A 21,566-nucleotide genomic window follows, 5' to 3' on the forward strand; every position below is an offset into this window, starting at 1 on the left:
GCGCGGCGACACGCGCTTGGCGTGGAAGAACAGCGCACCCTTGGCCTTGCTCTTCCAGGCGCCGTCCTCGGCGATCTGGGCGATGGCGACGGCTTCCTGCCAGCTGGGCGAATTCTCGCGCACGGCAGGCATCGAGCGGCCGCGGATGAACGAGAACTGCGAGGGCTGGTAGACCACGCCGCAATAGCTCGTCGGGAAGCGGCCCGACTTGGTGCGGTTGACGATCACACGGCCCACGGCAAGCTGGCCTTCCAGCGATTCACCGCGTGCTTCGAAGTAGATCGCGCCGGCAAGGCAGCGCATATCGCGCGACATGTCATCCGGCGTCTCCTGCTGAGACACCAGTTCCTGAAGGGAATCCGCATCGGGGGCGTCTGCTTCCTCGGTCTCGGTCTCGGCGGCGGGAAGCGCCTGTACGACCGGTTCGGAAACGAACTGCGGGGCGGGCTTCGTTTCTACCAGCGTCGGAATGAAATCCGATGCGGCGGCGCCCGAGCCCGTGGCGCCTAGAAGAGCGGTGAGAACCGTCGCGGCCAGCGCAATCGCGCTCGCCCACTCAACTTTCTTTCGCATTCAAACTTGATCAAAGGCGGTGAACCGGTCCGACACAGGCTGGAACGGAATGCCACGAAGTGACGTTCTGTTTCCGTCGAGCCTGCCGACGATTCCCCGTCTGCGTGCTAGCCGGACAAGCCGAAGTGCTGTCCGAGCCGCTTTCGCGTCAGTGAAGGGGGCCTTTAGGCTGTGGGCCGGGCAAGTCAACCCGCACCGGGTCAGGCCCCGATGAAGCGTTCGGCGTCTGCGCCATCGAGTTCGACGATCCACACGTCGGGGTCCTGACGCTTGCGCCGGTCGAGGTACTCCTGAAATTCGAACGGGTTTTCAGGATCCTGAGTCTTGGAGCAGCGCCAGCGCCGGGTGCCGTCGAGCTCCGGCATCCGTTCATGAAGGCGCACATTCGATCCGTTGTGCGAAAGAACGACAAGGATCGTCCCGGCGTCCTGTTCGCCTTTCGCCAGCACCGTCGCGAATCCGCCCTCGCCATTGACGCGGCGAATCAGTGCGGAAACCTCGAGATGAGCGGGGAGGCGGGAATCCATCAGGCTTGCGGAATCGAATAGCCGGGCAGGCTGGAGAGCGCGATGCGCGATCGCATGAACGTTCCCGTGCCGCGCCCGCATTCCTCGCCGTCCTCGTCGATCAGCCAGGACTCGGCCACCAGCACGCGGCGGCGACCGCTTACCCAGCGGCCCTCGCACACGATACGGCCGCCCTTGATGGGCTTGGACAAGTGCAGGTTGAACGAGGTCGTCAGCAGGAAGCGATCGGTGACGTGAGTGTTGGCGGCGTAAAAAGCCGCATCGTCGAGCATCTTGAAATAGATGGTCCCGTGCGCCGCACCGGCCGCATGGAAACAGTCGGGCTCGACCAGGAACGTGATGCGCGCATGCCCGTCGCCGACGATTTCCAGCTTCGAGCGGAACATCTGGTTGATGGGGGCGGAGGCATAGAGCCCCTCCAGCGCGCGCCAGTGGAGCCCGGCGCCGCCCTGACTCTGGCCTTCGGCAGTGTCTTCAGGCGGCATCGCGGTCGATGACGTTGCTCAGCAGGCTGTAGAGCGCTTCGGTGCCCGGAGCGGCCAGCAGAGCTTCGTGCATGCGCTCGTCACGCATCATGCGCGAGATCGCCGCCAGAGCATGAAGATGTGTCGCGCCCGCGCCTTCGGGGGAGAGCAGGCCGAACACGAGGTCGATCGGCACGCCGTCCGCGGCTTCGAATTCGACCGGGGAAGCGAGGCGCATGAACACGGCAACGGGACGCGTCAGCCCGGCCATGCGTGCATGGGGGATGGCGATGCGTCGCCCGAACCCGGTGCTGCCAAGCTGCTCACGCTCGGTGATGCGCGCCAGCACGGCCTGATGGTCGAGACCATAGACCGAAGCGAACCGAGCCGCGAGGCGGTCCAGGATGATGTCCTTGCTGTCCGCGTCGAGGGTGATGACAGCCTCGGGCGCCAGCGAAAAAAGCCCACTCATTGCGTTTCTGATACTTGACCGGTTGCCAACATTGCATGCTCCGAAACCCCCGGCGGAAAACCGGGGGTTCGTTTCTTCCTCTCGTTGCGATCAGAAGCTGTGCGCGAAAAGCGTCAGTGCGGTTCGACCCAGCCGATCGACCCATCACCGCGGCGGTAGACCATATTATGCCGCCCGGTGCCAGCATTTTTGAAGAAGAGAGCCGTAGTATTGCGCAAGTCGAGCATCATTACCGCGTCCGAAACGGTGGCTTCGGGAACGTCCACCCGGGTTTCGGCGATGACCACGGGGGCGTCGGCTTCGAGGTCGTCCGTGTCGTTGTCTGCGACGTTCTCCTCGAAGATCGTGTAGGCGGCGTCCTCGGCCGCATTGGCATGGGCCGTCTGTTCGGAGCGGTCCTTCAGGCGGCGCTTGTAGCGGCGCAGCTGCTTGTCGATCTTCTCGGCGGCCTGATCGCAGGCGACATGCGCGTCCTGCGCCATGCCGCTGCCCTTGAGCACGAGGTTCTGCATCACGTGCATGATGATGTCGCACTTGAACGCCCCCGCCGGCGCTCGGCCGAAAGTGACGTGAGACGACAGCGCCCGGTTGAAATACTTCTCGATGATCGCCGTGAGCTTGTCGTTGGCGTGGACCTGCAGGGCCTCGCCGGTTTCGACCTGGTGACCAGAGACGCGGATATCCATGGGCGTTTCTCCTTAGACTTAGAGTTCAGGCACCCCAGAGCGGGGTATCGACCGACTTGAGAAACTCTGCGTGCGCAGAGAGTTCCGCCTCGGTAGCCGCGTGGGGACGCGGCTGACGGAAAATACGGTTCTTCGTGTTGAGAACCTTGATTTCCGTCACGATCTCAGTGGTTTCTGCAGAAAGTTCGAGGCCGATCTGACGGCCTCCCCGCAGTTCCACGTAAACTTGGGCAAGCAATTCGGAGTCGAGCAGCGCGCCGTGCTTGGTGCGGTGGCTGCGGTCGATCCCGTAGCGACTGCAAAGCGCGTCGAGCGAGAGCTTGGCGCCGGGATGGCGCACTTTGGCGAGCGCCACGGTATCGACCATGCGCTCACGCGAAACCTCGGGAAGCCCGCATAGCTTCAGCTCGGCGTTGATGAAGTTGAAGTCGAAGTTGGCGTTGTGCGCGACCATCGCGCTGTCCTCGATGAAGTCGAGGAATTCCTGCGCGCAGGCTGAGAACAGCGGCTTGTCGGCGAGGAAGGCGTCGGACAGGCCGTGCACCGCCTCTGCCTCCGCGGGCATGCCGCGCTCGGGGTTGAAATAGGCGTGGTAGGTGCGCCCAGTCACCACCCGGTTGACCATCTCGATGCAGCCGATTTCCACCATGCGGTCCCCGTTTTTCGGGTCGAAGCCGGTCGTTTCGGTGTCGAAGATGATCTCTCTCATCCCTCTCCATATCTGCCTGTGCGCCCCCATGTGCAAGGGGCTGGAGCGGATTATTCGGCTCGCCTCAGCGCCTGCACGATACCGGCCACCTGTTCGCGGGTCGCATCGAGCGTAGTGCCGGTGTCGATCACGTAGTCGGCACGCGTGCGCTTCTCGGCATCGGGCACCTGAAGTGCCAGAATCTGCTCGAATTTTTCCGCAGTCATGCCCGGCCGCGCGAGCACCCGGCGGCGCTGTTCCCCGGCCGGGGCGGACACTACCGCGACGGCATCGAGGCCCTTTTCGCTGCCCTTTTCGTAGAGCAGCGGAATGTCGAAGACGACCAGCGGCGCCTCGGCATTGTCCCGCAGGAAGTCCCCCCGCATCGCCGCGACGGCGGGGTGGACGATTCGCTCCAGAGTCACGAGCTTGTCCTTGTCCTGGAACACGACGGCACCCAGCAGGGGTCTAACGACACCTGACGCATCCGTAGTGCCGGGAAAGGCCGCCTCGATCAGCGGCACCAGCGCGCCGTTCGGACCCTGCAGTTCATGGACCGCCGCATCGGCATCGAACACCGGCACGTCGAGGTCGCGCAGCATCTGCGCGACCGTCGACTTGCCCATGCCGATCGATCCGGTGAGGCCCAGAATTTTCACGACAGAATCAGCTCGCGCAAAGCGGCGTCGCGGTCGCGGGGAGGGCGGGCGCCGAAGAAATGCGTGAACGCTGAGTCCGCCTGACCGATCAACATGGCGAGGCCGTCCACCGTCTCGAACCCGGCGCCGCGTGCATCCTGCAGGAACTGCGTGTCGAGCGGACTGGTGACGATATCGTAGACCACGCTGCGCGGCGGCGCGTGGCTGAAGTCGAAGGCCAGCGGCGGCTGCCCGGTCATGCCGAGCGGGCTGGCGTTGACGACGAGGTCGAAGCACTGCTCGCGGTCGTCGAAGGCGAAGTCGGTGGCATCGGCGAAGTGGTCGAGGCCGATGGCGTGGTGCTCGCCGCCCGGCGCGAGTTCGTCGAGCATGGCGCGCGCCTTGGCCGGATCGCGGCCCGCGAGGACGATGACGAAGTGCTCGTTGGCCAGCCCCGCGATGATCGCCCGCGCCGCGCCGCCGGTGCCGAGGATGCGGGCCATGCGGAAGAGGTGCGTCTTCGCCAGTTCATCGCGCACCGGCTCCAGGAATCCCGGCGCGTCGGTGTTGTAGCCGGTGAGGGTGCCGTCGGACTCGCGCACGACGGTGTTGACCGCGCCGATCTGCGCAGCGAGGGGGTCGAGCCGGTCCATCAGCGGCAGGATCGACAGCTTGTGCGGCATCGTCACGTTGCAGCCGCGCCAGTCGGGATCGGCGCGGCGCTTCGCGAGATAGTCGCCGAGGTCCTCCAGCTTGACGAGGCAGTGGTCGTAGCGGCCTTCGATCCCCAGCTCGGCAAGCCAGAAATTGTGGATCGCGGGCGACTTGGACTGCGCGATCGGATCGCCGATCACTTCGGCATAGCGTGTCATCGCGTCAGGACTCCCAATCCGCGCAGCGCCGCCTGCACCTTGAGCAGCGGCATGCCGAGGATCGTGAAATAGTCGCCGTCGATCTTCTCGAACAGCTGCACGCCGCGTCCCTCGATCCGGAAGACGCCGACGCAGGCACCGACTTCGGGCCATTCCGCGTCGAGGTAGCTCTCGATGAAGGCATCGGACAAATCCGCGACAAGCAGCTGCGCCACCGCATTCTCCGCCCAGAGCACTTCGCCATCGCGCACGAGGGCAGCCGCGCTGTGCAACTCCATCACCTTACCCGAGAAGAAGCGCAGATGCTCGGCCGCGTTCTCCCGGCTGGCGGGCTTGTCGAACCGCCGCCCACCGCAGGACACGAGGGAATCGCTACCGAGCACGACCGCACCCGATGTTTCACGTGAAACATTCAGGGCCTTTGCCTTCGCAAGTTCCAACGCGACTTCGGGCGCGGAGGCATCGCCGAGCGCCGCCTCTATCCCGCGTTCGTCGACATGGGCGGGCTGGGCGCGGTAGGCGATGCCCGCCGCTTCGAGCATGGCGCGGCGCGAGCCGCTCTGGGATGCAAGAACGATCATGGAAAACTCTGCTAGATGGGCTTCGGGCCGACCTGCCCGGTCTGGCCCGCCGCCTTGCGTTCGTTATAGAGGTTGATCACCGCCGCGGCGGTCTCCTCGATCGAGCGGCGGGTGACGTCGATCACCGGCCAGGAATTGTCCGCGAACATGCGCCGCGCATATTTCAGCTCGCTCTCCACCGCGTCGGTCGCGACATAGTCGGTGTCGGGCGACTGGCTGAGCGAGAGCAGGCGGTTGCGGCGGATCTGGATCAGCCGGTCGGGCGCGGTCGTCAGGCCGACCACCAGCGGATGGCGCAGCCCGAACAGCATCTGCGGCGGCGGGCTTTCGACGACGATCGGGATGTTCGCCACCTTGTACCCGCGATTGGCGAGATAGATCGAGGTCGGCGTCTTGCTGGTGCGCGACACCCCGGCGAGCAGGATATCGGCTTCCTCCCACTCTTCCCACAACACGCCGTCGTCATGGGCGATGGTGAACTGGATCGCATCGACGCGCGCGAAATAGGCGTCGTCGAGCCGGTGCTGGCGGCCCGGACGTCCCTTCGCCTCCTGCCCCAGCAGCGCCTCGAGCGCGTCGGTCACCCCGTCGAGCACCGCGATCGCTGGCAGGCCGAGTTGCTGGCACCTCTCTTCGAGGCGCCCGCGCGTCTCCTCGTTCACCAGGGTGAAGAAGACGAGGCCCGGGTTCGCGGAAATCTCGCCCATGATCCGATCGAGGTGCTGCTGCGAGCGGACCATCGGCCAGAAATGCCGCAGGACTTCACCGTCATCGTCGAACTGCGCGAGAGCCGCCTTGGCGATCATCTCCAGCGTTTCGCCGGTGGAATCTGACAGGAGGTGCAGGTGGAAACGCGCCATGCCGGCTCAGGGCCTCCGAAGGGCAAGGGGTGTGGATATGTGGCGGCATAAACCATGGGAGGAGCCCGGTGACAACTCGGTGAAAACTCCTCAGCGGCATTTCCTGCCCGCTATGGGGATTCACCGAGTCAGTTTCTGGACAGGCGGGCCGACTCTTCCCACACCCTGTGGACAAGGCGAACAACCTTTCGTTGACTCACTCTCGTCCAAGAGTCGCATCTGACTCTTCAATCTGTTCATCCGGGGGTAAATCGGGCAAGGCGAGCCAATCCCCGATATCCACAGGGCCAACAGACTCCATCATCCTTATATAAAATTTCTATTTTTTTTGTTGGGACGTGACGCGATGCCCGGAATCCTCCTCGAAACTCTGCGCGGAAACAACGCGCGCAGGCGGCCGCTGTGGCTCATGCGCCAGGCCGGCCGCTACTTGCCCGAATACCGCGAGTTGCGCGCCGAAAAGGGCGGTTTTCTCGCGCTCGTCTACGATACGGACGCCGCCGCCGAGATCACCCTGCAGCCGATCCGCCGTTTCGGCTTCGATGGCGCCATCCTGTTCTCCGACATTCTCATCGTACCTTACGCGATGGGGCAGGACCTCCAGTTCCTCGCCGGAGAGGGGCCGAAACTGACTCCCCGGCTTGTGGACAATGCGCTGGAGGGGCTGACTCAGGTGCCTGAGCGTCTTTCGCCGATCTACGAGACCGTGCGGAAGGTTCGCGCCCAGCTTGATGACGACAAGACGATGCTCGGTTTCGCCGGTTCGCCCTGGACCGTCGCGACCTACATGGTGGCAGGCGAGGGGAGTCGCGACCAGCACGACACCCGCGCCATGGCCTATCGCGATCCGGGCGCCTTCGAAGCAATCATCGATGCGGTGATTCAGGTGACCGTGGAATACCTGTGCGGCCAGATCGAGGCCGGCGCCGAAGCGGTGCAGCTGTTCGATTCATGGGCAGGCAGTCTCTCGCCCGCGCAGTTCGAGCGCTGGGTGATCGCCCCCAATGCCGCGATCACCGCTGCCGTGAAGGCGCGTCACCCCGAGACTCCGATCATCGGCTTCCCGAAGGGCTCGGGCGAGAAACTTCCCGCCTATGCCCGCGAAACCGGAGTCGACGCGGTCGGAATCGACGAGACCATCGACCCGATCTGGGCCGCGCGCGAACTTCCCCAAGGGCTGCCGGTGCAGGGCAATCTCGATCCGCTGCTCCTGCTGGCGGGCGGCGAGGACCTCGACCGGCAGGCCCGCGCGGTGCTTGACGCTTTCGCGGACCGTCCCCACGTGTTCAACCTCGGCCACGGCATCGGCCAGTTCACCCCGATCGCGAATGTCGAGCAGTTGCTGGCGATCGTTCGCAGCTGGGAGCGTTGAGTCTCGGTTGAGACTGGCATGACGACGCGCTAAAGGGCTTCCACCATGGCAATTCTCGCAAGTCTCTATCCCTGGCTCAAGGCCGGGCACGTCATCTTCGTGATCTTCTGGATGGCGGGGCTGTTCATGCTGCCGCGCTATTTCGTCTATCACCAGGAGAGCGATCCCGGCTCGGCGGAAGAAGCGCGCTGGGTCGATCGCGAGGCGAAGCTGCGGTCGATCATCCTGACGCCCTCGATGGTGCTCACGTGGGTTCTGGGGGTGCTTACAGCGCTTTCGATCGGTGCGTTCGACCAAGGGTGGCTTCATGCAAAGTTGCTCTTCGTGGTGGCTCTCTCGGGCTATCACGGCTGGCTGGTCGGCTATGCGAAGAAGCTGGCGCGCGGCGAGCGGCCGCTGACCGGCAAGAAGCTGCGCCTGCTGAACGAGGTTCCGGGCCTGGCGGCGGTGGTGATCGTCATTCTGGTGGTCGTGAAGCCGTTCTGAACGGAGTGAAGTGATGATCGTTTCCCTGCTTGCCGCCGCGTTGTCTCTCTCCGCGCTGCCGCAGGCAGATCAGGACGATCTTCACTGTCTGGCCTATCTCTCGGTTGCGGCCGGGAAGGTGCAGGGGGACTTGCGGACGAAAGTGGACGGCGGCGCGCTGTACTACTTCGGCCGGATTCAGGCGCGTTCCCCGCAACTGGACATCACTGCCGCGCTGGACGCGATCCTCGAGGCGCCGGGGTACGGGGCACAGACCTATCAGGCCGACAAGGCGCGCTGTCATGCCCAGCTGGACCCGCTCGCAGGGCAGTTCGAGGCGTGGAAGGACAAGTACGAGGGCGCTCGCTAGGCCCACCCCGCTGCGACTAGCTTCGCCTTCGGCTCGGCAAGTCTCGCTCCCCTCCTGCTTGCGGGAGGGGTTGGGGGTGGGCTTTCGCGCCTCGATTTCGATTCACCCCACCGGCCTGCCGCCCTGCGGATTGACTCGTTGACCGAGCCGCCGCGAATGCGTATCTGAGCGGCGTTCCGGCAACAGGGCGCGAGCCTTTGTCTCCTGCCTGGATCTGCTTTCCCCAAGCCCATCGATCCCGCCGGCCGACACTACAAATCCATCTGGAATTCACGAAAATGCATCTCAAAGAACTCAAGAAGAAGTCATCGGCCGAGCTGGTCGAAATGGCAGAGGAACTGGGCGTCGAAAGCGCCTCCACGCTGCGCCGCCAGGACCTGATCTTCGCCATCCTCAAGGAAGTGGCCGAAGACGGTGAGGAAATCATCGGACAGGGCACCATCGAAGTGCTGACCGACGGTTTCGGCTTCCTGCGCAATGCCGAGGCGAACTACCTCGCCGGCCCCGACGACATCTACGTCTCGCCGAACCAGGTCCGTAAATGGGGCCTGCGCACCGGCGATACCGTCGAAGGCGAAATCCGTGCCCCCAAGGAGGGCGAGCGCTACTTCGCCATCACCAAGCTGATGAGCGTCAACTTCGACGATCCCGACGCGGTGCGCCACCGCGTCAACTTCGACAACCTGACGCCGCTCTATCCGAACGAGCGCCTCCGCCTCGACTCCCTCGACCCCACGGTCAAGGACAAGTCGGCCCGCGTGATCGATCTCGTCTCGCCGCAGGGCAAGGGCCAGCGCGCGCTGATCGTGGCGCCGCCGCGCACGGGCAAGACCGTGCTGCTGCAGAACATGGCCAAGGCCATCACCGACAACCACCCCGAGGTGTTCCTCCTCGTCCTGCTCGTCGACGAGCGCCCCGAGGAAGTCACCGACATGCAGCGCAGCGTGAAGGGCGAGGTCATCTCCTCCACCTTCGACGAACCCGCGCAGCGCCACGTCCAGGTCGCCGAAATGGTGATCGAGAAGGCCAAGCGCCTCGTCGAGCACAAGCGCGACGTGGTCATCCTGCTGGATTCGATCACTCGTCTCGGCCGCGCCTACAACACCGTGGTGCCCAGCTCGGGCAAGGTGCTGACCGGCGGTGTCGATGCCAACGCCCTGCAGCGCCCCAAGCGCTTCTTCGGCGCCGCGCGCAACATCGAGGAAGGCGGCTCGCTCTCCATCATCGCCACCGCCCTGATCGACACCGGCAGCCGCATGGACGAAGTCATCTTCGAAGAGTTCAAGGGCACCGGTAACTCGGAAATCGTCCTCGACCGCAAGGTGGCCGACAAGCGCATCTTCCCGGCGCTCGACGTCGGCAAGTCCGGCACCCGCAAGGAAGAACTGCTCGTGGCGAAGGATCAGCTCACCAAGATGTGGGTCCTGCGCCGCATTCTCATGCAGATGGGCACCATCGATGCGATGGAGTTCCTGCTGGACAAGATGAAGGACTCCAAGACCAACGAGGACTTCTTCGCCACGATGAACCAGTAAGCGCCCGGGGAGACGATGTTGGATATCCTGACGATCCTTGCCGCAGCACCCCAAGCGGCAGGGGGTATCCAGAGCCCGGCGGAGATCTGGCACCACATCGTCACCGACTTTGCGAACATCGGCACCCCGGCGGCACTTTCCGCGTTCCTCCAGGTGCTGATGATCGACGTCGTCCTTGCGGGCGACAACGCGATCGTCGTCGGCGCACTGGCGGCGGGGCTCCCGGCAGACCAGCGCAAGAAGGTCATCGCCATCGGTGTCCTCGCCGCGCTGGTCCTGCGCATCGGCTTCGCGCTGGTGGTGACCTGGCTGCTGGGCATAGTCGGCCTCGTCTTCGCCGGCGGCCTGTTGCTGCTGTGGGTCGCGTGGAAGATGTACCGCGAACTGCACCATAGCCCGGTGGGCGAGCATTCCGTCGGCTCGCCCGAGATCGAGGGCGACGAACGCTCCGGTCTCGCGCCTTCCAAAAGCTTCGCTTCAGCCGCCATTTCGGTGGCGGTGGCGGACGTGTCGATGTCGATCGACAACGTGCTCGGCGTGGCCGGTGCCGCGCGGGAGCATCCCGGTATCCTCATCGTCGGCCTGATCGTTGCGGTGGCGATGATGGGCCTCGCCGCGAATTTCATTGCGCGGTACATCGAGCGGTATCGCTGGATCGGATGGGTCGGGCTTGTCGTGATCCTCTATGTCGCGGTCAAGATGATCTATGAGGGATGGACTGATCCAACCCTTGGAATTATCACGCTTTTTTGAGATTGAGAGATAAATCTGGGGCAGTGGCCCCAGATTTATCCTGCCTGCTTCTACGGAACCAGGATCGTAGATCCCGTCGTCGACCGACTCTCCAGAGCCCTATGCGCATCCGCTGCGTCCTTCAGAGCGAAGGTCTGCCCGATCTTCGGCTTCAGCACTCCCGAAGCAATCCGATCGAACAGCTTCTTCGCGCTCGCCGCCAGCAGTTCGGGCGTCGCTACATGGTCCGCCAGCGTCGGCCGGGTGACGTAGAGCGATCCCCCTCGCATCAAATCGAGCAATGCGATCGGCGGCACCGTGCCAGACGCATTGCCATAGCTGACCATCATCCCACGCTTGCGCAGCGAGGCGAGCGACGCCTCCCAGGTTGCGGCGCCGACGCCGTCGTAGACGACGTTGCACATGGCCCCGCCGGAGATGTCCCGTACCGCCTTGGGCAGTTCGGCAAAGGGGCAGTGCAGCGAGTGTTCTCCCGGCACTTGCGCGGCTTTCTCGGCGCTGCCCGAGTGTGCAATCACCGTCACGCCCTTGTCGAGCAGCCAGGGCACCAGCAGAGAGCCCACGCCCCCTGCCGCGGAATGCACGAGCGCGACGTCACCCGCCTTCGCGGGGAAGGTGTCTTCGGCCAGATAGCAGGAGGTCAGCCCCTTGAGCATCACGGCGGCGGCGATTTCGGGTGCGACGCCTTCAGGGATGCGCATGGCCTTGGCGGCGGGGATCGCGCGATGCGTGGCATAGGCCCCGCCGTTCTGCGTCGTGCCGACGCGGTCACCCACCGCGAGGTCGGCGACGCCTTCGCCCACTGCGACAATCCGCCCGACGCTCTCGGAGCCGAGGCTGATCGGCAGGGCATCGGGGTAGAGGCCCTTGCGATAGTAGGTATCGATGAAATTGAGCCCGACCGCTTCGGTCTCGATTACCACTTCGCCGGGAGCAGGCGACGGGATCGCGAAGTCCTCCCGCTCGATGACTTCCGGGCCACCGTGGGCGCGCACGATCATGCGATAGCTGTTGGTCATGTCCCGTCCTCTCAGCCGATGTGCGCGGCGAAGAAGGCTTCGGTGCGACCGTCGGCAAGTTCGGCGCCGGCCTCGTCGCGGCGCGCACCTATCTCGGCCGCGAAGCCATGGTCGAGCCCTTCGTAGTCATGCAGCGTGACCTTCGGGTGATCGTCCAGTCCGTCGTGCATCGCCTTCTGCGCTTCGGGGCTGACGAAATGGTCGGCGGTGGGGATATGCAGCATGAGGGGGCGGGCGATCGCGTGCTTCTCGTTCAGCATCTGGTCGATCATCACGCCGTAGTAGCCGACCGAGGCGTCGATGTCGGTCCGCGCGGCGGCCATGTAAGCGATCTTGCCGCCCATGCAGAAGCCGACGAAGCCGACTTTCTCGACCTGCTTCTCGCGGCGGATCCAGTGGATCGCGGCTTCGATATCGCGCATGCCGAGGTCGAAGTCGTGGCTCATCATATGGCCCAGCGCGGCCTGCATTTCCGCCTCGACGTAAGGGCTCAGTTCGATGCCGGGCTTCTGCCGCCAGAACGTGTCAGGGGCGACTGCGAGATACCCTTTCGCGGCCCACTGGTCGGCCTTGCGGCGGATGCCTTCGTCCACGCCGAAGATTTCCTGCTGCACGATGATCGCGCCGCGCGGTGTACCTTCGGGAGCGGCGACGTAAGCAGGGAAGGTGCCGTCACCGTCGAGGGTGGGAATCTCGGTGTTCGTGGCCATGTCTGTTCTCCTGTTCGCTTTGCGGCGAGTAAGGCACTTGGATTGGACTTTGCCAAGCGCATGTGTCAGTCATGCTGCGATAATTCAGCGGGAGCCGAGCGATGAAGGTCAATGTCGAGGTCGAATGCTCCCCTGAAGAGGCGCGCCGTTTCCTCGGCCTGCCCGACGTCACCCGTGCGAACGAGGCTTACGTCGATGCGCTGACCAACGCGATGCAGGGCACCACCAACTTCGACCAGATGAACGAGCTGGCCAAGCAGGTCGCGCCGATGGGGCAGATGGGGCTGAAGCTGTTTCAGCAGTTCCTCGAAAACGGCGTGGCCATGGCGATGAGCGGCGCCAAGCCAAAGAAGGGCGAGTAGCGTCCGCTTCGCCTCCCTGCTAGGGGAGGGCGGGCATATGGACGATACGATCTTCGCGCTTTCCAGCGGCTCTCCGCCTGCCGCCATCGCCGTAATCCGGATAAGCGGACCGAGAGCCGGCGAGGCGCTGTCCTGCCTTTCCGGAAGCATTCCGATACCGCGCCGCGCCAGCTACCGCGCCTTGCGTGTTTCACGTGGAACAGTGCTGGATCATGCGCTGGTCCTGTGGTTTCCCGGGCCGAACACGGCAACCGGCGAGGACCTGGCCGAACTGCATCTGCATGGTGGCAAGGCCGTCGTCGCTGCGGTCGAGGGGGCGCTGGCCGATCTTCCCGGTTTGCGCCGCGCCGTCCCAGGGGAGTTCACCCGCCGTGCCTTCGCCAATGGCCGCATCGATCTTGCCGAGGCCGAGGGGCTGGCCGACCTGCTCTCGGCCGAGACCGAACTGCAGCGGCGCAGCGCCATCGCCATGGCGGGCGGGGCCTTGTCCCGGCAGGTGGATGACTGGCGCATGCGAGTGCTCACCGCATCGGCGTCGGTGGAGGCGGTTCTCGATTTCGGGGATGAAGACGATGTCGCGGACGTCCCTGCCGACTTCATCGCTCGCATCGACGCCCTGGCGACCGAAGTGTCCGACTGGCTCTCGCGTCCTTGCGCGGAGACTCTGCGCGAGGGCTTTCGCGTGGTGCTGGCCGGTCCGCCAAACGCAGGCAAGAGCACCCTGTTCAATGCGCTGGTAGAGGACGAGGCGGCGATCACCGCGCCACTGGCCGGAACCACCCGTGACGTCCTGACGCGCGCCGTCGCCATCGGCGGCGTGCCGTTCGTCTTCGCCGACACTGCGGGTCTGCGCGACGAGACGGACGATGTGATCGAGGCGATCGGTATCGATCGCGCCCGTGCGGCGCTGGACCGTGCCGACCTCGTGCTGTGGCTTGGAGCGGCGGGGGAGGGGCCTGACGCGGCCTGGGAAGTGACCCCGCAGATCGACACACCCTCGGCTCGGCCGAACCCGGCTGCGCGCCATGCGATTTCAGCGGTGACCGGCGAGGGCCTCGATGCCCTGCGCGATGACCTTATCGAGACTGCGCGGCACGCGATGCCGCGACCCGGTGATGCGGCCCTCAATGCGCGGCAGCATGCGTTCCTGACCGATGCCGAACTGGCCTTGCGCGCGACACGGCATGAGACCGACCCCTTGCTGGTCGCGGAGTGCCTGCGCCGCGCGCGCGTGGCGTTCGACGGGCTCGTCGGTCGGGCGACGACCGAGGACATGCTCGACACTCTGTTCGGCCGTTTCTGCATTGGAAAATGAGCGATGTTCCACGTGGAACATGCCGAGGTGCTTTGACGTGAAATCCGCGACGCGGTAAGACGACGTCATGCACTCCTTCGATGTGATCGTGATCGGCGGCGGCCATGCCGGCTGTGAGGCGGCGGCAGTGGCCGCCCGCATGGGCGCGCGCGTGGCGCTCGTCAGCTTCGACCTCGACGCGGTCGGGGCGATGAGCTGCAATCCGGCGATCGGCGGACTGGGCAAGGGCCATCTCGTTCGCGAGGTCGATGCCTTCGATGGACTGATCGCGCGAGCGGCGGACGCAGCGGCGATCCACTATCGCATGCTAAACCGGTCGAAGGGCAGTGCGGTTCAGGGCCCGCGCGTGCAGGCGGATCGCGTACTGTTCAAGGCGGCGATCCAGCGGCTGCTCAAGGAGCAGGGCGATCTCACGCTCGTCGCTGGTGAAGCGTCTGCGCTGGTGCTCGAAGGCGGCCGCACGGTCGGCGTCGATCTTGCCGACGGCACCCGGCTGAGCGCGCCCGCGACGATCCTGTGCACCGGCACGTTCCTCGGCGGCACGCTGTTCCGGGGTGAGGAGCGTCTGGTCGGCGGGCGCATCGGCGAGGCATCGGCGCAGCGGCTCGCCGCGCAGATGCGCGATGCGGCGCTGCCGATGGCGCGGCTCAAGACCGGCACGCCGCCCAGGCTCGACGGGCGCACCATCGACTGGTCACGTCTGGGCGAGCAGCCTTCGGACGACGAGGCCTGGACCATGTCGCCGATAGAGCAGCGGCGCGCGGTGCCGCAGGTGTTCTGCGCGATCACCCGGACCAACCCGCGCAGCCATGACGTGATCCGCGCGAACCTCCATCGGTCCCCTCTGTTCTCCGGCGCGATCGGGGCGCAGGGGCCGCGCTACTGTCCCTCGATCGAGGACAAGATCCACCGCTTCGCCGACCGCGACGGGCATCAGATCTTTCTGGAGCCCGAGGGGCTGACGACGCACCTCGTCTATCCCAATGGCATCAGCACCTCTCTTCCTGCCGATGTGCAGCTGGAAATGCTGCGCACAATGGACGGGCTGGAGACGGTGGAAATGGTCGTGCCGGGCTATGCCGTAGAGTACGACCACATCGATCCGCGCGCCTTGCGGACCAGTCTGGAACTGCGCGAGATTCCCGGCCTCTATTGCGCGGGCCAGATCAACGGCACGACCGGATACGAGGAAGCAGCCGCGCAGGGTCTGGTCGCCGGGCTTCATGCTGCGGCTTCTGTGCTCGGCCGCGATGCGCCTGCGCTCGACCGGGCGAACAGCTACATGGCCGTGATGGTCGACGACCTTACGCTGCACGGCGTCAGCGAGCCTTACCGCATGTTGACCGCGCGCGCGGAGTATCGCCTGCGTCTGCGCGCCAACAATACGACGACCCGTCTGACGCCTTTGGCAATCGAGGCCGGGGCCGTGACCGCTGCGCGCCGGGACTGGTTCGCTCGCCGCGAGGAGGCGAGGGCGGCTCTGGGCCAGGCGTTCGATGCGCCCTTGGCCTCGACTGAACTGGCGGCGGCGGGACTGCCGGTTCGCTCCGATGCCGGGCGTCTGCCGTTGCGCGAATGGTTGCGCTTCGGCGGCGTCGATATTGCGGGACTGTCGCCGTGGATCGAACCCGCGCTTCGCGCCGACGCCGATCTCGTCGAGGAGATGGCCGAGGACGCGGCTTATGCGCCTTACCTTGAAAGGCAGGAGCGCGAACTGCGGGACTTGCGCGCCAGCGAAGCGCTGAGCCTCGGCGACGATTTTCCTTACGACCGGATCGCCGGCCTCTCCCGCGAGATGGTTGAGCGGCTGACCAGGGCGCGTCCCGCGACCCTGGCGGCAGCAGGACGGATTCCGGGAATCACTCCGGCGGCGCTGGCGGCGCTGCTTGTCCATGCCCGCAGGGAGGCCGCGTGATCACGACCGAAGACGAGGCGCGCGAATGGCTGCGTGCGCTGCCAGAATGCGACGCGGTGGCAATGGAGCGACTGGAACTGCTCGTCGCCATGCTGGCGGAAGAGAACCAGCGCCAGAACCTCGTATCGGCCGCCAGTCTAGATCAGGTCTGGCTGAGGCATATTGTCGATAGCGCGCAGTTGCTGCCGCATGTTCCACGTGAAACATCGACGCCCTGGATGGACCTTGGAACCGGCGCGGGATTTCCAGGGCTGGTGATCGCGGCGCTTCGGCCCGAATGCGAAGTGGTGATGGTCGAATCGCGCGCGCGGCGAATCGAATGGCTCGACCGCGCGCGAATCGCGATGGGACTGACTCGTGCCTCGATTGCCGGACAACGCCTCGAACTGGTCGAAAGTCGTCAGGCGGCCGTCATCTCCGCGCGTGCTTTTGCGCCTCTCGACAAATTGCTGACGTTATCCGCGCGATTTTCCACAAGTGACACCGTGTTCCTGTTGCCCAAAGGGCGGTCTGCCGGTCAAGAATTGCAGGACCTTCGCAAGTGGCGGCATGTGTTCCACGTGGAACAGTCCCTGACGGACCCGCAGGCGGGCATCATTGTCGGCACCCTTGCCGACGGGAAGGGTAAGATCGGGTGATTCGCATTGCCATCGCCAACCAGAAAGGCGGCGTCGGAAAGACGACGACGGCAATCAATGTCGCGACCGCGCTTGCCGCTACCGGGTGGAAAACACTCCTGATCGACATCGACCCGCAGGGCAACGCATCCACGGGAATCGGGGTGGGGGCCTCGGAACGCGGAGCGTCGTCCTACGACGTGCTCGTCGACAAGGTGCCGGTGTCGCAGTGCGTCATGCCGACGCGGATTCCGAATCTCGATTTGTTGCCCGCAACGGTGGACTTGTCCGGGGCCGAGGTCGAACTGGTCAGCGCCGACGACCGCGCGCATCGCCTGCAGCGCACGCTGACCCCGGACCTCGGCTACGACGTCTGCCTGATCGACTGCCCGCCCTCGCTGGGCCTGCTGACGCTCAACGCGCTCAATGCCGCCGATACCCTGCTGGTGCCGCTGCAGTGCGAGTTCTTCGCGCTCGAGGGGCTTAGCCAGCTGCTGCAGACGGTGGAGCGTGTGCAACAGCGCTTCAACCCCGATCTTGGCATCATCGGCATCGCGCTGACCATGTACGACCGCCGCAATCGCCTGACCGAGCAGGTTTCCGACGACGTGCGATCGGTGCTGGGCAAGCTGGTGTTCGAGACCGTCATTCCGCGCAACGTGCGCCTCTCCGAAGCGCCGAGCCATGGGGTTCCGGCGCTCATCTACGATCACGCCTGCGCCGGCAGCCGCGCCTACATGGCGCTCGCGCGCGAGCTGATCACCCGATTGCCCGAAAAGAGGAAAGCGGCATGAACGACGACTCCATCGTGCGCTTCAGCGTACCCCAGCCCAAGGCGGGCGGGCAGAAGCCCAAGGGTCTTGGCCGTGGCCTCGGCGCGCTGCTGGGCGAAAGCCGACGCGAGGAGCCGGTCCCGGCGACGGGCGAGGGCGGCACGGTCGCGCCGACGCGCGGTGGTCTGGCGGTGCTGTCGATCTCCGACATCAAGCCCGATCCGCATCAGCCGCGTCGCTATTTCGAGGAATCGGCGCTGGAGGAACTCGCCGCGTCGATCGCGCAGCGCGGGGTGATCCAGCCCATCATCGTGCGCCCTCTCGATAACGGCCGTTACCAGCTGGTCGCCGGTGAGCGTCGCTGGCGTGCGGCGCAGAAGGCGCAGCTTCACGAGATTCCGGCGCTGGTCCGAGAATTGTCCGACCGCGAGGTCATGGCGCTGGCGCTGATCGAGAACCTCCAGCGCGAGGACCTCAACCCGATCGAAGAGGCGCGGGCCTACAACCGCCTTGCTGAACTGGAGGGCATGACTCAGGCCGAGATCGCCCGGATGGTCGACAAGAGCCGCAGCCATGTCGCCAATTTCCAGCGCCTGCTCGCTCTGCCCGACGGCGTGATCCTGCTGGTCGAGAAGGGCGACTTGTCGATGGGCCATGCCCGCGCCCTGATCGGCTGCGACGAGGCCGAGGACATTGCAGTGGCTGCCGTCTCCAAGCAGATGTCGGTGCGCGACGTGGAAAAGCTGGTGCGCAAGAAGCAGCGCGGCGACGTGGCGCCCCGCCGCTCGGCACGCGCGGCGCGCAGTGGTTCGGAGGATGCGGACATCGCGGCGGTGCAGAACCACCTCGAGGAATTCCTCGGCCTGCCGGTGAAGATCAGCGCCGATGCCGACCCTTCGACCGGCACCGTGACGATCCGCTACGCGACGCTCGATCAGCTCGATCTGATCTGCCAGCGCCTGACCGGCGGCGCGATCTGAACTTTCGTCATTGCGCGTAAAACGAAGGAACCCAGGGCAGCTTAGGCCGTCCTGGGTTCCTTCGTTTCGGCACGGCCGATTTACTTGATCGGCACCCGCTTGTCGGGGACGATCTTCACGCGCTTGTCCGGGACCACCTTGCTGCGGCGGGGGATGACGCGGCGGGCAGGGCGGACCGGCACGTCCTCGTAGACGTATTCGACGGTCTCGGTGCAGTTCGGCTTGGGCTGGGCGACCGGGACCATCATCATGGGCTGGCCCATGCAGCAACCCTGCGCCGGGTAGCCGTAGGCGGGGTAATAGCCCTGCGGCGCGTAACCGGGGTAAGCGCCGCCACGCTCGTAGTGGGCATAATAGTCGTCGAGATAGGCTTCGCACTCGTCGCGGTTGCGGCCGCGATCCTCGGCCTTGTCGATGGCGGCTCCGGCGACGGCGCCTACGGCTGCGCCTGCTACGGTGCCAACAGTGCGATTGCCCCGCCCGGCGATGCGGTTGCCCGCAACGCCTCCGACCAAGCCGCCGATGACCGCGCCACCGACGCCGGAATCGCGCGAGGACAGGCGCTGACGGCAATCCGCGAGCCAGGCTTCGCGTGGATCGTAGCCGCGCCCGTCATAGCCCTGATCATAACCGTAGGGACGGGCTTCGGAATCGCCGTGCGGGCCATCATGGGCGAGCGCCGGTGATGCGGCTAAGGACAGCGTCGCGATGACGACGGCATGCAGGGGAAGACGCATCAAGGGCACCCTTTCGCGAGAAACGCGGGGCGATGAAAGTCAGCCCCGTCAGTTAACGCGAAATTTAGCATCGTGATCCGCGCAAAACCAAGCGTCTTGCGCGGATGTGCTGTCGGTGTCCCGTTTTGGTGCGGGCTCAGATGGCCAGAGATCAGATGGCTAGGGAGGCGACCTGTGCGAGAAGCTGCATCCCGGCAGCGTCCTCGTCATCGAAGCGGCCCGGCGTGGGGCTGTCGAGATCGATCACCGCAATGACCTTGCCGTCGCGCAGAACCGGCACCACGAGTTCGGAGCGGCTGTCGGCGTCGCAGGCGATGTGGCCGGGGAAGGCATGGACGTCGGGCACGACCTGCGTGGTGCCGAGCGCCGCCGCCGTACCGCATACACCGCGGCCGAAGGGGATGCGGATGCAGGCGGGCTTGCCCATGAACGGGCCGAGCACCAGTTCGTCCTCCACCGTGCGATAGAAACCGGCCCAGTTGAGGTCGGGCACGAACTGCCAGATCACCGCCGCCAGATTGGCCATGTTGGCGATGGGATCGGGCTCTCCCTGCACCAGCGCATCAGCGGCGCGGGCGAGGGCGCTGTAGAGTTCGGGCTTGGGGAGATCGGCGTCTGCGGCAAAGTCGTACATGCCGCGCATTTAGCGCAAGTCTTTGTTGTCGGCCAGCCGGTGCGGCTCTATCTCTTGGCGCATGAATCCGATCGTCAAGAAGACCGCCATCGCCTCCGCCGTGATCGTCCTGGCTGCCGCCGGGTTCGTGTACTGGGGCCTGAACTCCAACACCTCGGAGCTGCCGAGCGATGCGACGGCAGGCAAGAACCCGCAGCTGGTCGAACCCAAGGCGCAGTGGATACCCAGCATCAAGCTCGCCAAGCCGGTGGGCTGGGCTGCGGGCGAGGCACCCAAGGCGGCTCAGGGACTGACGGTTGCTCGCTTCGCGGAAGGGCTCGATCATCCGCGCACCATGCTCACGCTGCCCAACGGCGACGTGCTGGTGTCGGAGACGAATGCTCCGGCCGGGAACAAGCCGGGTGGGATCACCGGCTTCGTCATGGGCCTGATGTTCAACCGCGTCGGCGCCGGGGAGGCTTCGCCCGATCGCATCGTGCTGCTGCGTGACGCCGACGGCGACGGCAAGGCCGAACTGAAGACGACGCTGCGCAGCGAGGACATGCACTCGCCCTCCGGCCTCGCCTACCGCGACGGCAAGCTCTACGTGGCGAACCACGACAAGGTGCTGGAATTCGCCTTTACGCCCGGCCAGACCAAGCTGGAGGGCCGGCCGCTGCGCACGATGATCGACCTGCCGCCCGCCGGTAACCACTGGATGCGCAACCTGCTCCTGAGCGAAGACGGTAAGCATCTCTACGTCGCGGTCGGCTCTGCCAGCAACGTTGCCGAGAACGGCATGGAGGAAGAGACCGGCCGCGCGATGATCTGGGAGGTCGACGTGCAGACCGCCCGCCGCCGCCAGTTCGCGGTGGGCATGCGCAATCCCAACGGTCTGGGCTGGAACCCCTCGACCGGCGAGATGTGGGCGACGGTGCAGGAGCGCGACATGCTTGGCCCGGATCTCGTGCCGGACTACCTCACCAATGTGCCGGTCGGCGCGCAGTACGGTTGGCCGTGGGTCTACTGGAAGGACACCTTCGACGAACGCGTCCAGTGGCCGATGCAGACTTACATGATCGAATATACCCGCAAGCCCGAATATGCACTCGGCGCTCATGTCTCGGCGCTGGGGCTGACTTTCGCCAATGGCGGCAACCGCATGGGCAAGGGCTATGAGAACGGCGTCTTCATCGCTCGCCACGGTTCGTGGAATCGCCGTCCCTCGGCGGGCTACGACGTGGTGTTCATTCCCTTCGACGCCAACGGCAATCCGAAGGACGTGAAGCCGCAGCCGGTGCTCACCGGGTTCCTCAAGGACAACGGCGATACCCACGGCCGTCCCACCTGGGTCACGTGGGACAAGGGCGGCGCGCTGCTCGTCAGCGACGACACGGCGGGGATCGTCTGGCGCGTGGTGTCGCCGGGGGCGCAGCCGTCACCGGCGATCAAGCCCGTCGTTACCGAACACATGAAGCCGCGTGAGGACATCAAGGACCCGACTTCTCCGGAAGAGGCGGCGAAGTTGATGGGTGGATTCCGGAAGGAAGACGATCGGCTGTTGCCGCAGTAATTAGAAGAGGAAGTCCTGGGGCCCCTTCGACAAGCTCAGGACTCCCAGACCCCCATACTGTCGTCGTCGTGCGTGCAGCTACGGTGCGCGCACGAC

At 65.3% G+C, this 21,566-nt stretch carries 26 protein-coding genes; 12 read left to right on the forward strand and 14 right to left on the reverse strand.

Annotation, left to right across the window (positions count from 1 at the left end; all coding sequences use genetic code 11):
* The 10 genes from ACYPYD_RS20900 to ACYPYD_RS20945 form a co-directional block, all read right to left on the reverse strand.
* Positions 1–573: cell wall hydrolase (locus ACYPYD_RS20900; RefSeq protein ID WP_459665262.1), on the reverse strand; the 573-nt coding region annotated here is incomplete at its 3' end.
* 200 nt (positions 574–773) lie between these two features.
* A complete protein-coding gene (locus ACYPYD_RS20905; RefSeq protein ID WP_069708620.1) occupies positions 774–1,100 on the reverse strand; it encodes a DUF1491 family protein in 327 nt (108 codons plus the stop codon).
* Complete coding sequence (locus ACYPYD_RS20910; RefSeq protein WP_036525646.1) at positions 1,100–1,585, reverse strand: PaaI family thioesterase; 486 nt, start codon at positions 1,583–1,585, stop codon at positions 1,100–1,102. The genes ACYPYD_RS20905 and ACYPYD_RS20910 overlap by 1 nt, the downstream gene beginning before the upstream one ends.
* Positions 1,575–2,036, reverse strand: a complete 462-nt coding sequence (locus ACYPYD_RS20915) for a PTS sugar transporter subunit IIA (RefSeq protein WP_036525647.1) — start codon at positions 2,034–2,036, stop codon at positions 1,575–1,577. The genes ACYPYD_RS20910 and ACYPYD_RS20915 overlap by 11 nt, the downstream gene beginning before the upstream one ends.
* A 113-nt stretch (positions 2,037–2,149) precedes the next feature.
* On the reverse strand, positions 2,150–2,722 hold the full coding sequence (gene hpf / locus ACYPYD_RS20920; RefSeq protein WP_008829266.1) for a ribosome hibernation-promoting factor, HPF/YfiA family: 573 nt from the start codon (positions 2,720–2,722) through the stop codon (positions 2,150–2,152).
* A 25-nt stretch (positions 2,723–2,747) separates the two neighbouring features.
* Positions 2,748–3,431 carry a DNA polymerase III subunit epsilon gene (gene dnaQ / locus ACYPYD_RS20925; protein ID WP_008829265.1) on the reverse strand — a complete coding sequence of 228 codons (684 nt, stop codon included), beginning with the start codon at positions 3,429–3,431 and terminating at the stop codon, positions 2,748–2,750.
* Positions 3,432–3,481: 50 nt separating this feature from the next.
* A complete protein-coding gene (gene coaE / locus ACYPYD_RS20930) occupies positions 3,482–4,069 on the reverse strand; it encodes a dephospho-CoA kinase (RefSeq protein WP_459665263.1) in 588 nt (195 codons plus the stop codon).
* Positions 4,066–4,920: a shikimate dehydrogenase family protein gene (locus ACYPYD_RS20935; RefSeq protein WP_211150742.1), complete on the reverse strand. Its 855-nt coding sequence runs from the start codon at positions 4,918–4,920 to the stop codon at positions 4,066–4,068. The genes coaE and ACYPYD_RS20935 overlap by 4 nt, the downstream gene beginning before the upstream one ends.
* Entirely contained in the window at positions 4,917–5,501 is a 585-nt protein-coding gene (locus ACYPYD_RS20940; protein ID WP_459665265.1) for a Maf family protein, read from the reverse strand. The genes ACYPYD_RS20935 and ACYPYD_RS20940 overlap by 4 nt, the downstream gene beginning before the upstream one ends.
* A gap of 11 nt (positions 5,502–5,512) precedes the next feature.
* Positions 5,513–6,361, reverse strand: coding sequence for a pyruvate, water dikinase regulatory protein (locus ACYPYD_RS20945; RefSeq protein ID WP_008829261.1), 849 nt, complete (start codon positions 6,359–6,361; stop codon positions 5,513–5,515).
* A 346-nt stretch (positions 6,362–6,707) separates the two neighbouring features.
* On the opposite strand from ACYPYD_RS20945, the gene hemE reads away from it, so the two are divergent.
* The 5 genes from hemE to ACYPYD_RS20970 all read left to right on the forward strand — a co-directional run bounded on the left by hemE (position 6,708) and on the right by ACYPYD_RS20970 (position 10,856).
* The gene (hemE, locus tag ACYPYD_RS20950; RefSeq protein ID WP_459665266.1) at positions 6,708–7,733 is read left to right on the forward strand and encodes a uroporphyrinogen decarboxylase; all 1,026 of its coding nucleotides are present in this window, start codon (positions 6,708–6,710) and stop codon (positions 7,731–7,733) included.
* 45 nt (positions 7,734–7,778) lie between these two features.
* The gene (locus ACYPYD_RS20955) at positions 7,779–8,219 is read left to right on the forward strand and encodes a CopD family protein (protein WP_008832525.1); all 441 of its coding nucleotides are present in this window, start codon (positions 7,779–7,781) and stop codon (positions 8,217–8,219) included.
* A gap of 13 nt (positions 8,220–8,232) precedes the next feature.
* On the forward strand, positions 8,233–8,568 hold the full coding sequence (locus ACYPYD_RS20960; protein WP_459665268.1) for a hypothetical protein: 336 nt from the start codon (positions 8,233–8,235) through the stop codon (positions 8,566–8,568).
* Positions 8,569–8,846: 278 nt separating this feature from the next.
* Positions 8,847–10,103, forward strand: coding sequence for a transcription termination factor Rho (gene rho, locus ACYPYD_RS20965; RefSeq protein WP_008832527.1), 1,257 nt, complete (start codon positions 8,847–8,849; stop codon positions 10,101–10,103).
* A gap of 15 nt (positions 10,104–10,118) precedes the next feature.
* Positions 10,119–10,856: a TerC family protein gene (locus tag ACYPYD_RS20970; protein WP_008832528.1), complete on the forward strand. Its 738-nt coding sequence runs from the start codon at positions 10,119–10,121 to the stop codon at positions 10,854–10,856.
* A gap of 50 nt (positions 10,857–10,906) precedes the next feature.
* On the opposite strand, the gene ACYPYD_RS20975 is transcribed toward ACYPYD_RS20970, so the two are convergent.
* Positions 10,907–11,875 (reverse strand): quinone oxidoreductase family protein, encoded by a 969-nt coding sequence (locus ACYPYD_RS20975; RefSeq protein WP_459665269.1) that lies wholly within the window; start codon positions 11,873–11,875, stop codon positions 10,907–10,909.
* An 11-nt stretch (positions 11,876–11,886) separates the two neighbouring features.
* Positions 11,887–12,585, reverse strand: a complete 699-nt coding sequence (locus ACYPYD_RS20980; protein WP_008832530.1) for a dienelactone hydrolase family protein — start codon at positions 12,583–12,585, stop codon at positions 11,887–11,889.
* A 101-nt stretch (positions 12,586–12,686) separates the two neighbouring features.
* On the opposite strand from ACYPYD_RS20980, the gene ACYPYD_RS20985 reads away from it, so the two are divergent.
* The 6 genes from ACYPYD_RS20985 to ACYPYD_RS21010 all read left to right on the forward strand — a co-directional run bounded on the left by ACYPYD_RS20985 (position 12,687) and on the right by ACYPYD_RS21010 (position 18,547).
* Positions 12,687–12,947, forward strand: a complete 261-nt coding sequence (locus ACYPYD_RS20985; RefSeq protein WP_008832531.1) for a DUF6489 family protein — start codon at positions 12,687–12,689, stop codon at positions 12,945–12,947.
* Between the two features lie 37 nt (positions 12,948–12,984).
* A complete protein-coding gene (gene mnmE / locus ACYPYD_RS20990) occupies positions 12,985–14,262 on the forward strand; it encodes a tRNA uridine-5-carboxymethylaminomethyl(34) synthesis GTPase MnmE (RefSeq protein WP_459665271.1) in 1,278 nt (425 codons plus the stop codon).
* Positions 14,263–14,329: 67 nt separating this feature from the next.
* Positions 14,330–16,177: a tRNA uridine-5-carboxymethylaminomethyl(34) synthesis enzyme MnmG gene (gene mnmG / locus ACYPYD_RS20995; RefSeq protein ID WP_459665272.1), complete on the forward strand. Its 1,848-nt coding sequence runs from the start codon at positions 14,330–14,332 to the stop codon at positions 16,175–16,177.
* On the forward strand, positions 16,174–16,815 hold the full coding sequence (gene rsmG / locus ACYPYD_RS21000) for a 16S rRNA (guanine(527)-N(7))-methyltransferase RsmG (protein ID WP_459665273.1): 642 nt from the start codon (positions 16,174–16,176) through the stop codon (positions 16,813–16,815). The genes mnmG and rsmG overlap by 4 nt, the downstream gene beginning before the upstream one ends.
* A complete protein-coding gene (locus tag ACYPYD_RS21005) occupies positions 16,812–17,588 on the forward strand; it encodes a ParA family protein (RefSeq protein WP_008832535.1) in 777 nt (258 codons plus the stop codon). Before rsmG ends, ACYPYD_RS21005 begins: the two co-directional genes overlap by 4 nt.
* Positions 17,585–18,547 carry a ParB/RepB/Spo0J family partition protein gene (locus ACYPYD_RS21010; RefSeq protein WP_008832536.1) on the forward strand — a complete coding sequence of 321 codons (963 nt, stop codon included), beginning with the start codon at positions 17,585–17,587 and terminating at the stop codon, positions 18,545–18,547. The genes ACYPYD_RS21005 and ACYPYD_RS21010 overlap by 4 nt, the downstream gene beginning before the upstream one ends.
* An 80-nt stretch (positions 18,548–18,627) precedes the next feature.
* On the opposite strand, the gene ACYPYD_RS21015 is transcribed toward ACYPYD_RS21010, so the two are convergent.
* Positions 18,628–19,284, reverse strand: a complete 657-nt coding sequence (locus ACYPYD_RS21015; RefSeq protein WP_459665274.1) for a glycine zipper 2TM domain-containing protein — start codon at positions 19,282–19,284, stop codon at positions 18,628–18,630.
* 151 nt (positions 19,285–19,435) lie between these two features.
* Positions 19,436–19,918 carry a GAF domain-containing protein gene (locus ACYPYD_RS21020; RefSeq protein ID WP_037521322.1) on the reverse strand — a complete coding sequence of 161 codons (483 nt, stop codon included), beginning with the start codon at positions 19,916–19,918 and terminating at the stop codon, positions 19,436–19,438.
* A 61-nt stretch (positions 19,919–19,979) separates the two neighbouring features.
* On the opposite strand from ACYPYD_RS21020, the gene ACYPYD_RS21025 reads away from it, so the two are divergent.
* On the forward strand, positions 19,980–21,470 hold the full coding sequence (locus ACYPYD_RS21025; RefSeq protein ID WP_271182588.1) for a PQQ-dependent sugar dehydrogenase: 1,491 nt from the start codon (positions 19,980–19,982) through the stop codon (positions 21,468–21,470).
* The last annotated feature ends 96 nt before the right edge of the window (positions 21,471–21,566 follow it).

It is taken from the genome of Novosphingobium sp. 11B (assembly GCF_054589055.1).

Coding starts and splice junctions, on each gene's coding strand:
- ACYPYD_RS20975 (WP_459665269.1), bottom strand. CDS start 11,875: ATGACCAACAGCTATCGCATGATCGTGCGCGCCCACGGTGGCCCGGAA.
- ACYPYD_RS20955 (WP_008832525.1), top strand. CDS start 7,779: ATGGCAATTCTCGCAAGTCTCTATCCCTGGCTCAAGGCCGGGCACGTC.
- mnmE (WP_459665271.1), top strand. CDS start 12,985: ATGGACGATACGATCTTCGCGCTTTCCAGCGGCTCTCCGCCTGCCGCC.
- ACYPYD_RS20970 (WP_008832528.1), top strand. CDS start 10,119: ATGTTGGATATCCTGACGATCCTTGCCGCAGCACCCCAAGCGGCAGGG.
- hemE (WP_459665266.1), top strand. CDS start 6,708: ATGCCCGGAATCCTCCTCGAAACTCTGCGCGGAAACAACGCGCGCAGG.
- dnaQ (WP_008829265.1), bottom strand. CDS start 3,431: ATGAGAGAGATCATCTTCGACACCGAAACGACCGGCTTCGACCCGAAA.
- ACYPYD_RS20910 (WP_036525646.1), bottom strand. CDS start 1,585: ATGCCGCCTGAAGACACTGCCGAAGGCCAGAGTCAGGGCGGCGCCGGG.
- mnmG (WP_459665272.1), top strand. CDS start 14,330: ATGCACTCCTTCGATGTGATCGTGATCGGCGGCGGCCATGCCGGCTGT.
- hpf (WP_008829266.1), bottom strand. CDS start 2,722: ATGGATATCCGCGTCTCTGGTCACCAGGTCGAAACCGGCGAGGCCCTG.
- ACYPYD_RS20915 (WP_036525647.1), bottom strand. CDS start 2,036: ATGAGTGGGCTTTTTTCGCTGGCGCCCGAGGCTGTCATCACCCTCGAC.
- ACYPYD_RS20960 (WP_459665268.1), top strand. CDS start 8,233: ATGATCGTTTCCCTGCTTGCCGCCGCGTTGTCTCTCTCCGCGCTGCCG.
- ACYPYD_RS20905 (WP_069708620.1), bottom strand. CDS start 1,100: ATGGATTCCCGCCTCCCCGCTCATCTCGAGGTTTCCGCACTGATTCGC.
- ACYPYD_RS20940 (WP_459665265.1), bottom strand. CDS start 5,501: ATGATCGTTCTTGCATCCCAGAGCGGCTCGCGCCGCGCCATGCTCGAA.
- ACYPYD_RS20935 (WP_211150742.1), bottom strand. CDS start 4,920: ATGACACGCTATGCCGAAGTGATCGGCGATCCGATCGCGCAGTCCAAG.
- ACYPYD_RS20985 (WP_008832531.1), top strand. CDS start 12,687: ATGAAGGTCAATGTCGAGGTCGAATGCTCCCCTGAAGAGGCGCGCCGT.
- rho (WP_008832527.1), top strand. CDS start 8,847: ATGCATCTCAAAGAACTCAAGAAGAAGTCATCGGCCGAGCTGGTCGAA.
- ACYPYD_RS20945 (WP_008829261.1), bottom strand. CDS start 6,361: ATGGCGCGTTTCCACCTGCACCTCCTGTCAGATTCCACCGGCGAAACG.
- ACYPYD_RS21015 (WP_459665274.1), bottom strand. CDS start 19,284: ATGCGTCTTCCCCTGCATGCCGTCGTCATCGCGACGCTGTCCTTAGCC.
- ACYPYD_RS21025 (WP_271182588.1), top strand. CDS start 19,980: ATGAATCCGATCGTCAAGAAGACCGCCATCGCCTCCGCCGTGATCGTC.
- ACYPYD_RS21020 (WP_037521322.1), bottom strand. CDS start 19,918: ATGTACGACTTTGCCGCAGACGCCGATCTCCCCAAGCCCGAACTCTAC.
- ACYPYD_RS20980 (WP_008832530.1), bottom strand. CDS start 12,585: ATGGCCACGAACACCGAGATTCCCACCCTCGACGGTGACGGCACCTTC.
- ACYPYD_RS21010 (WP_008832536.1), top strand. CDS start 17,585: ATGAACGACGACTCCATCGTGCGCTTCAGCGTACCCCAGCCCAAGGCG.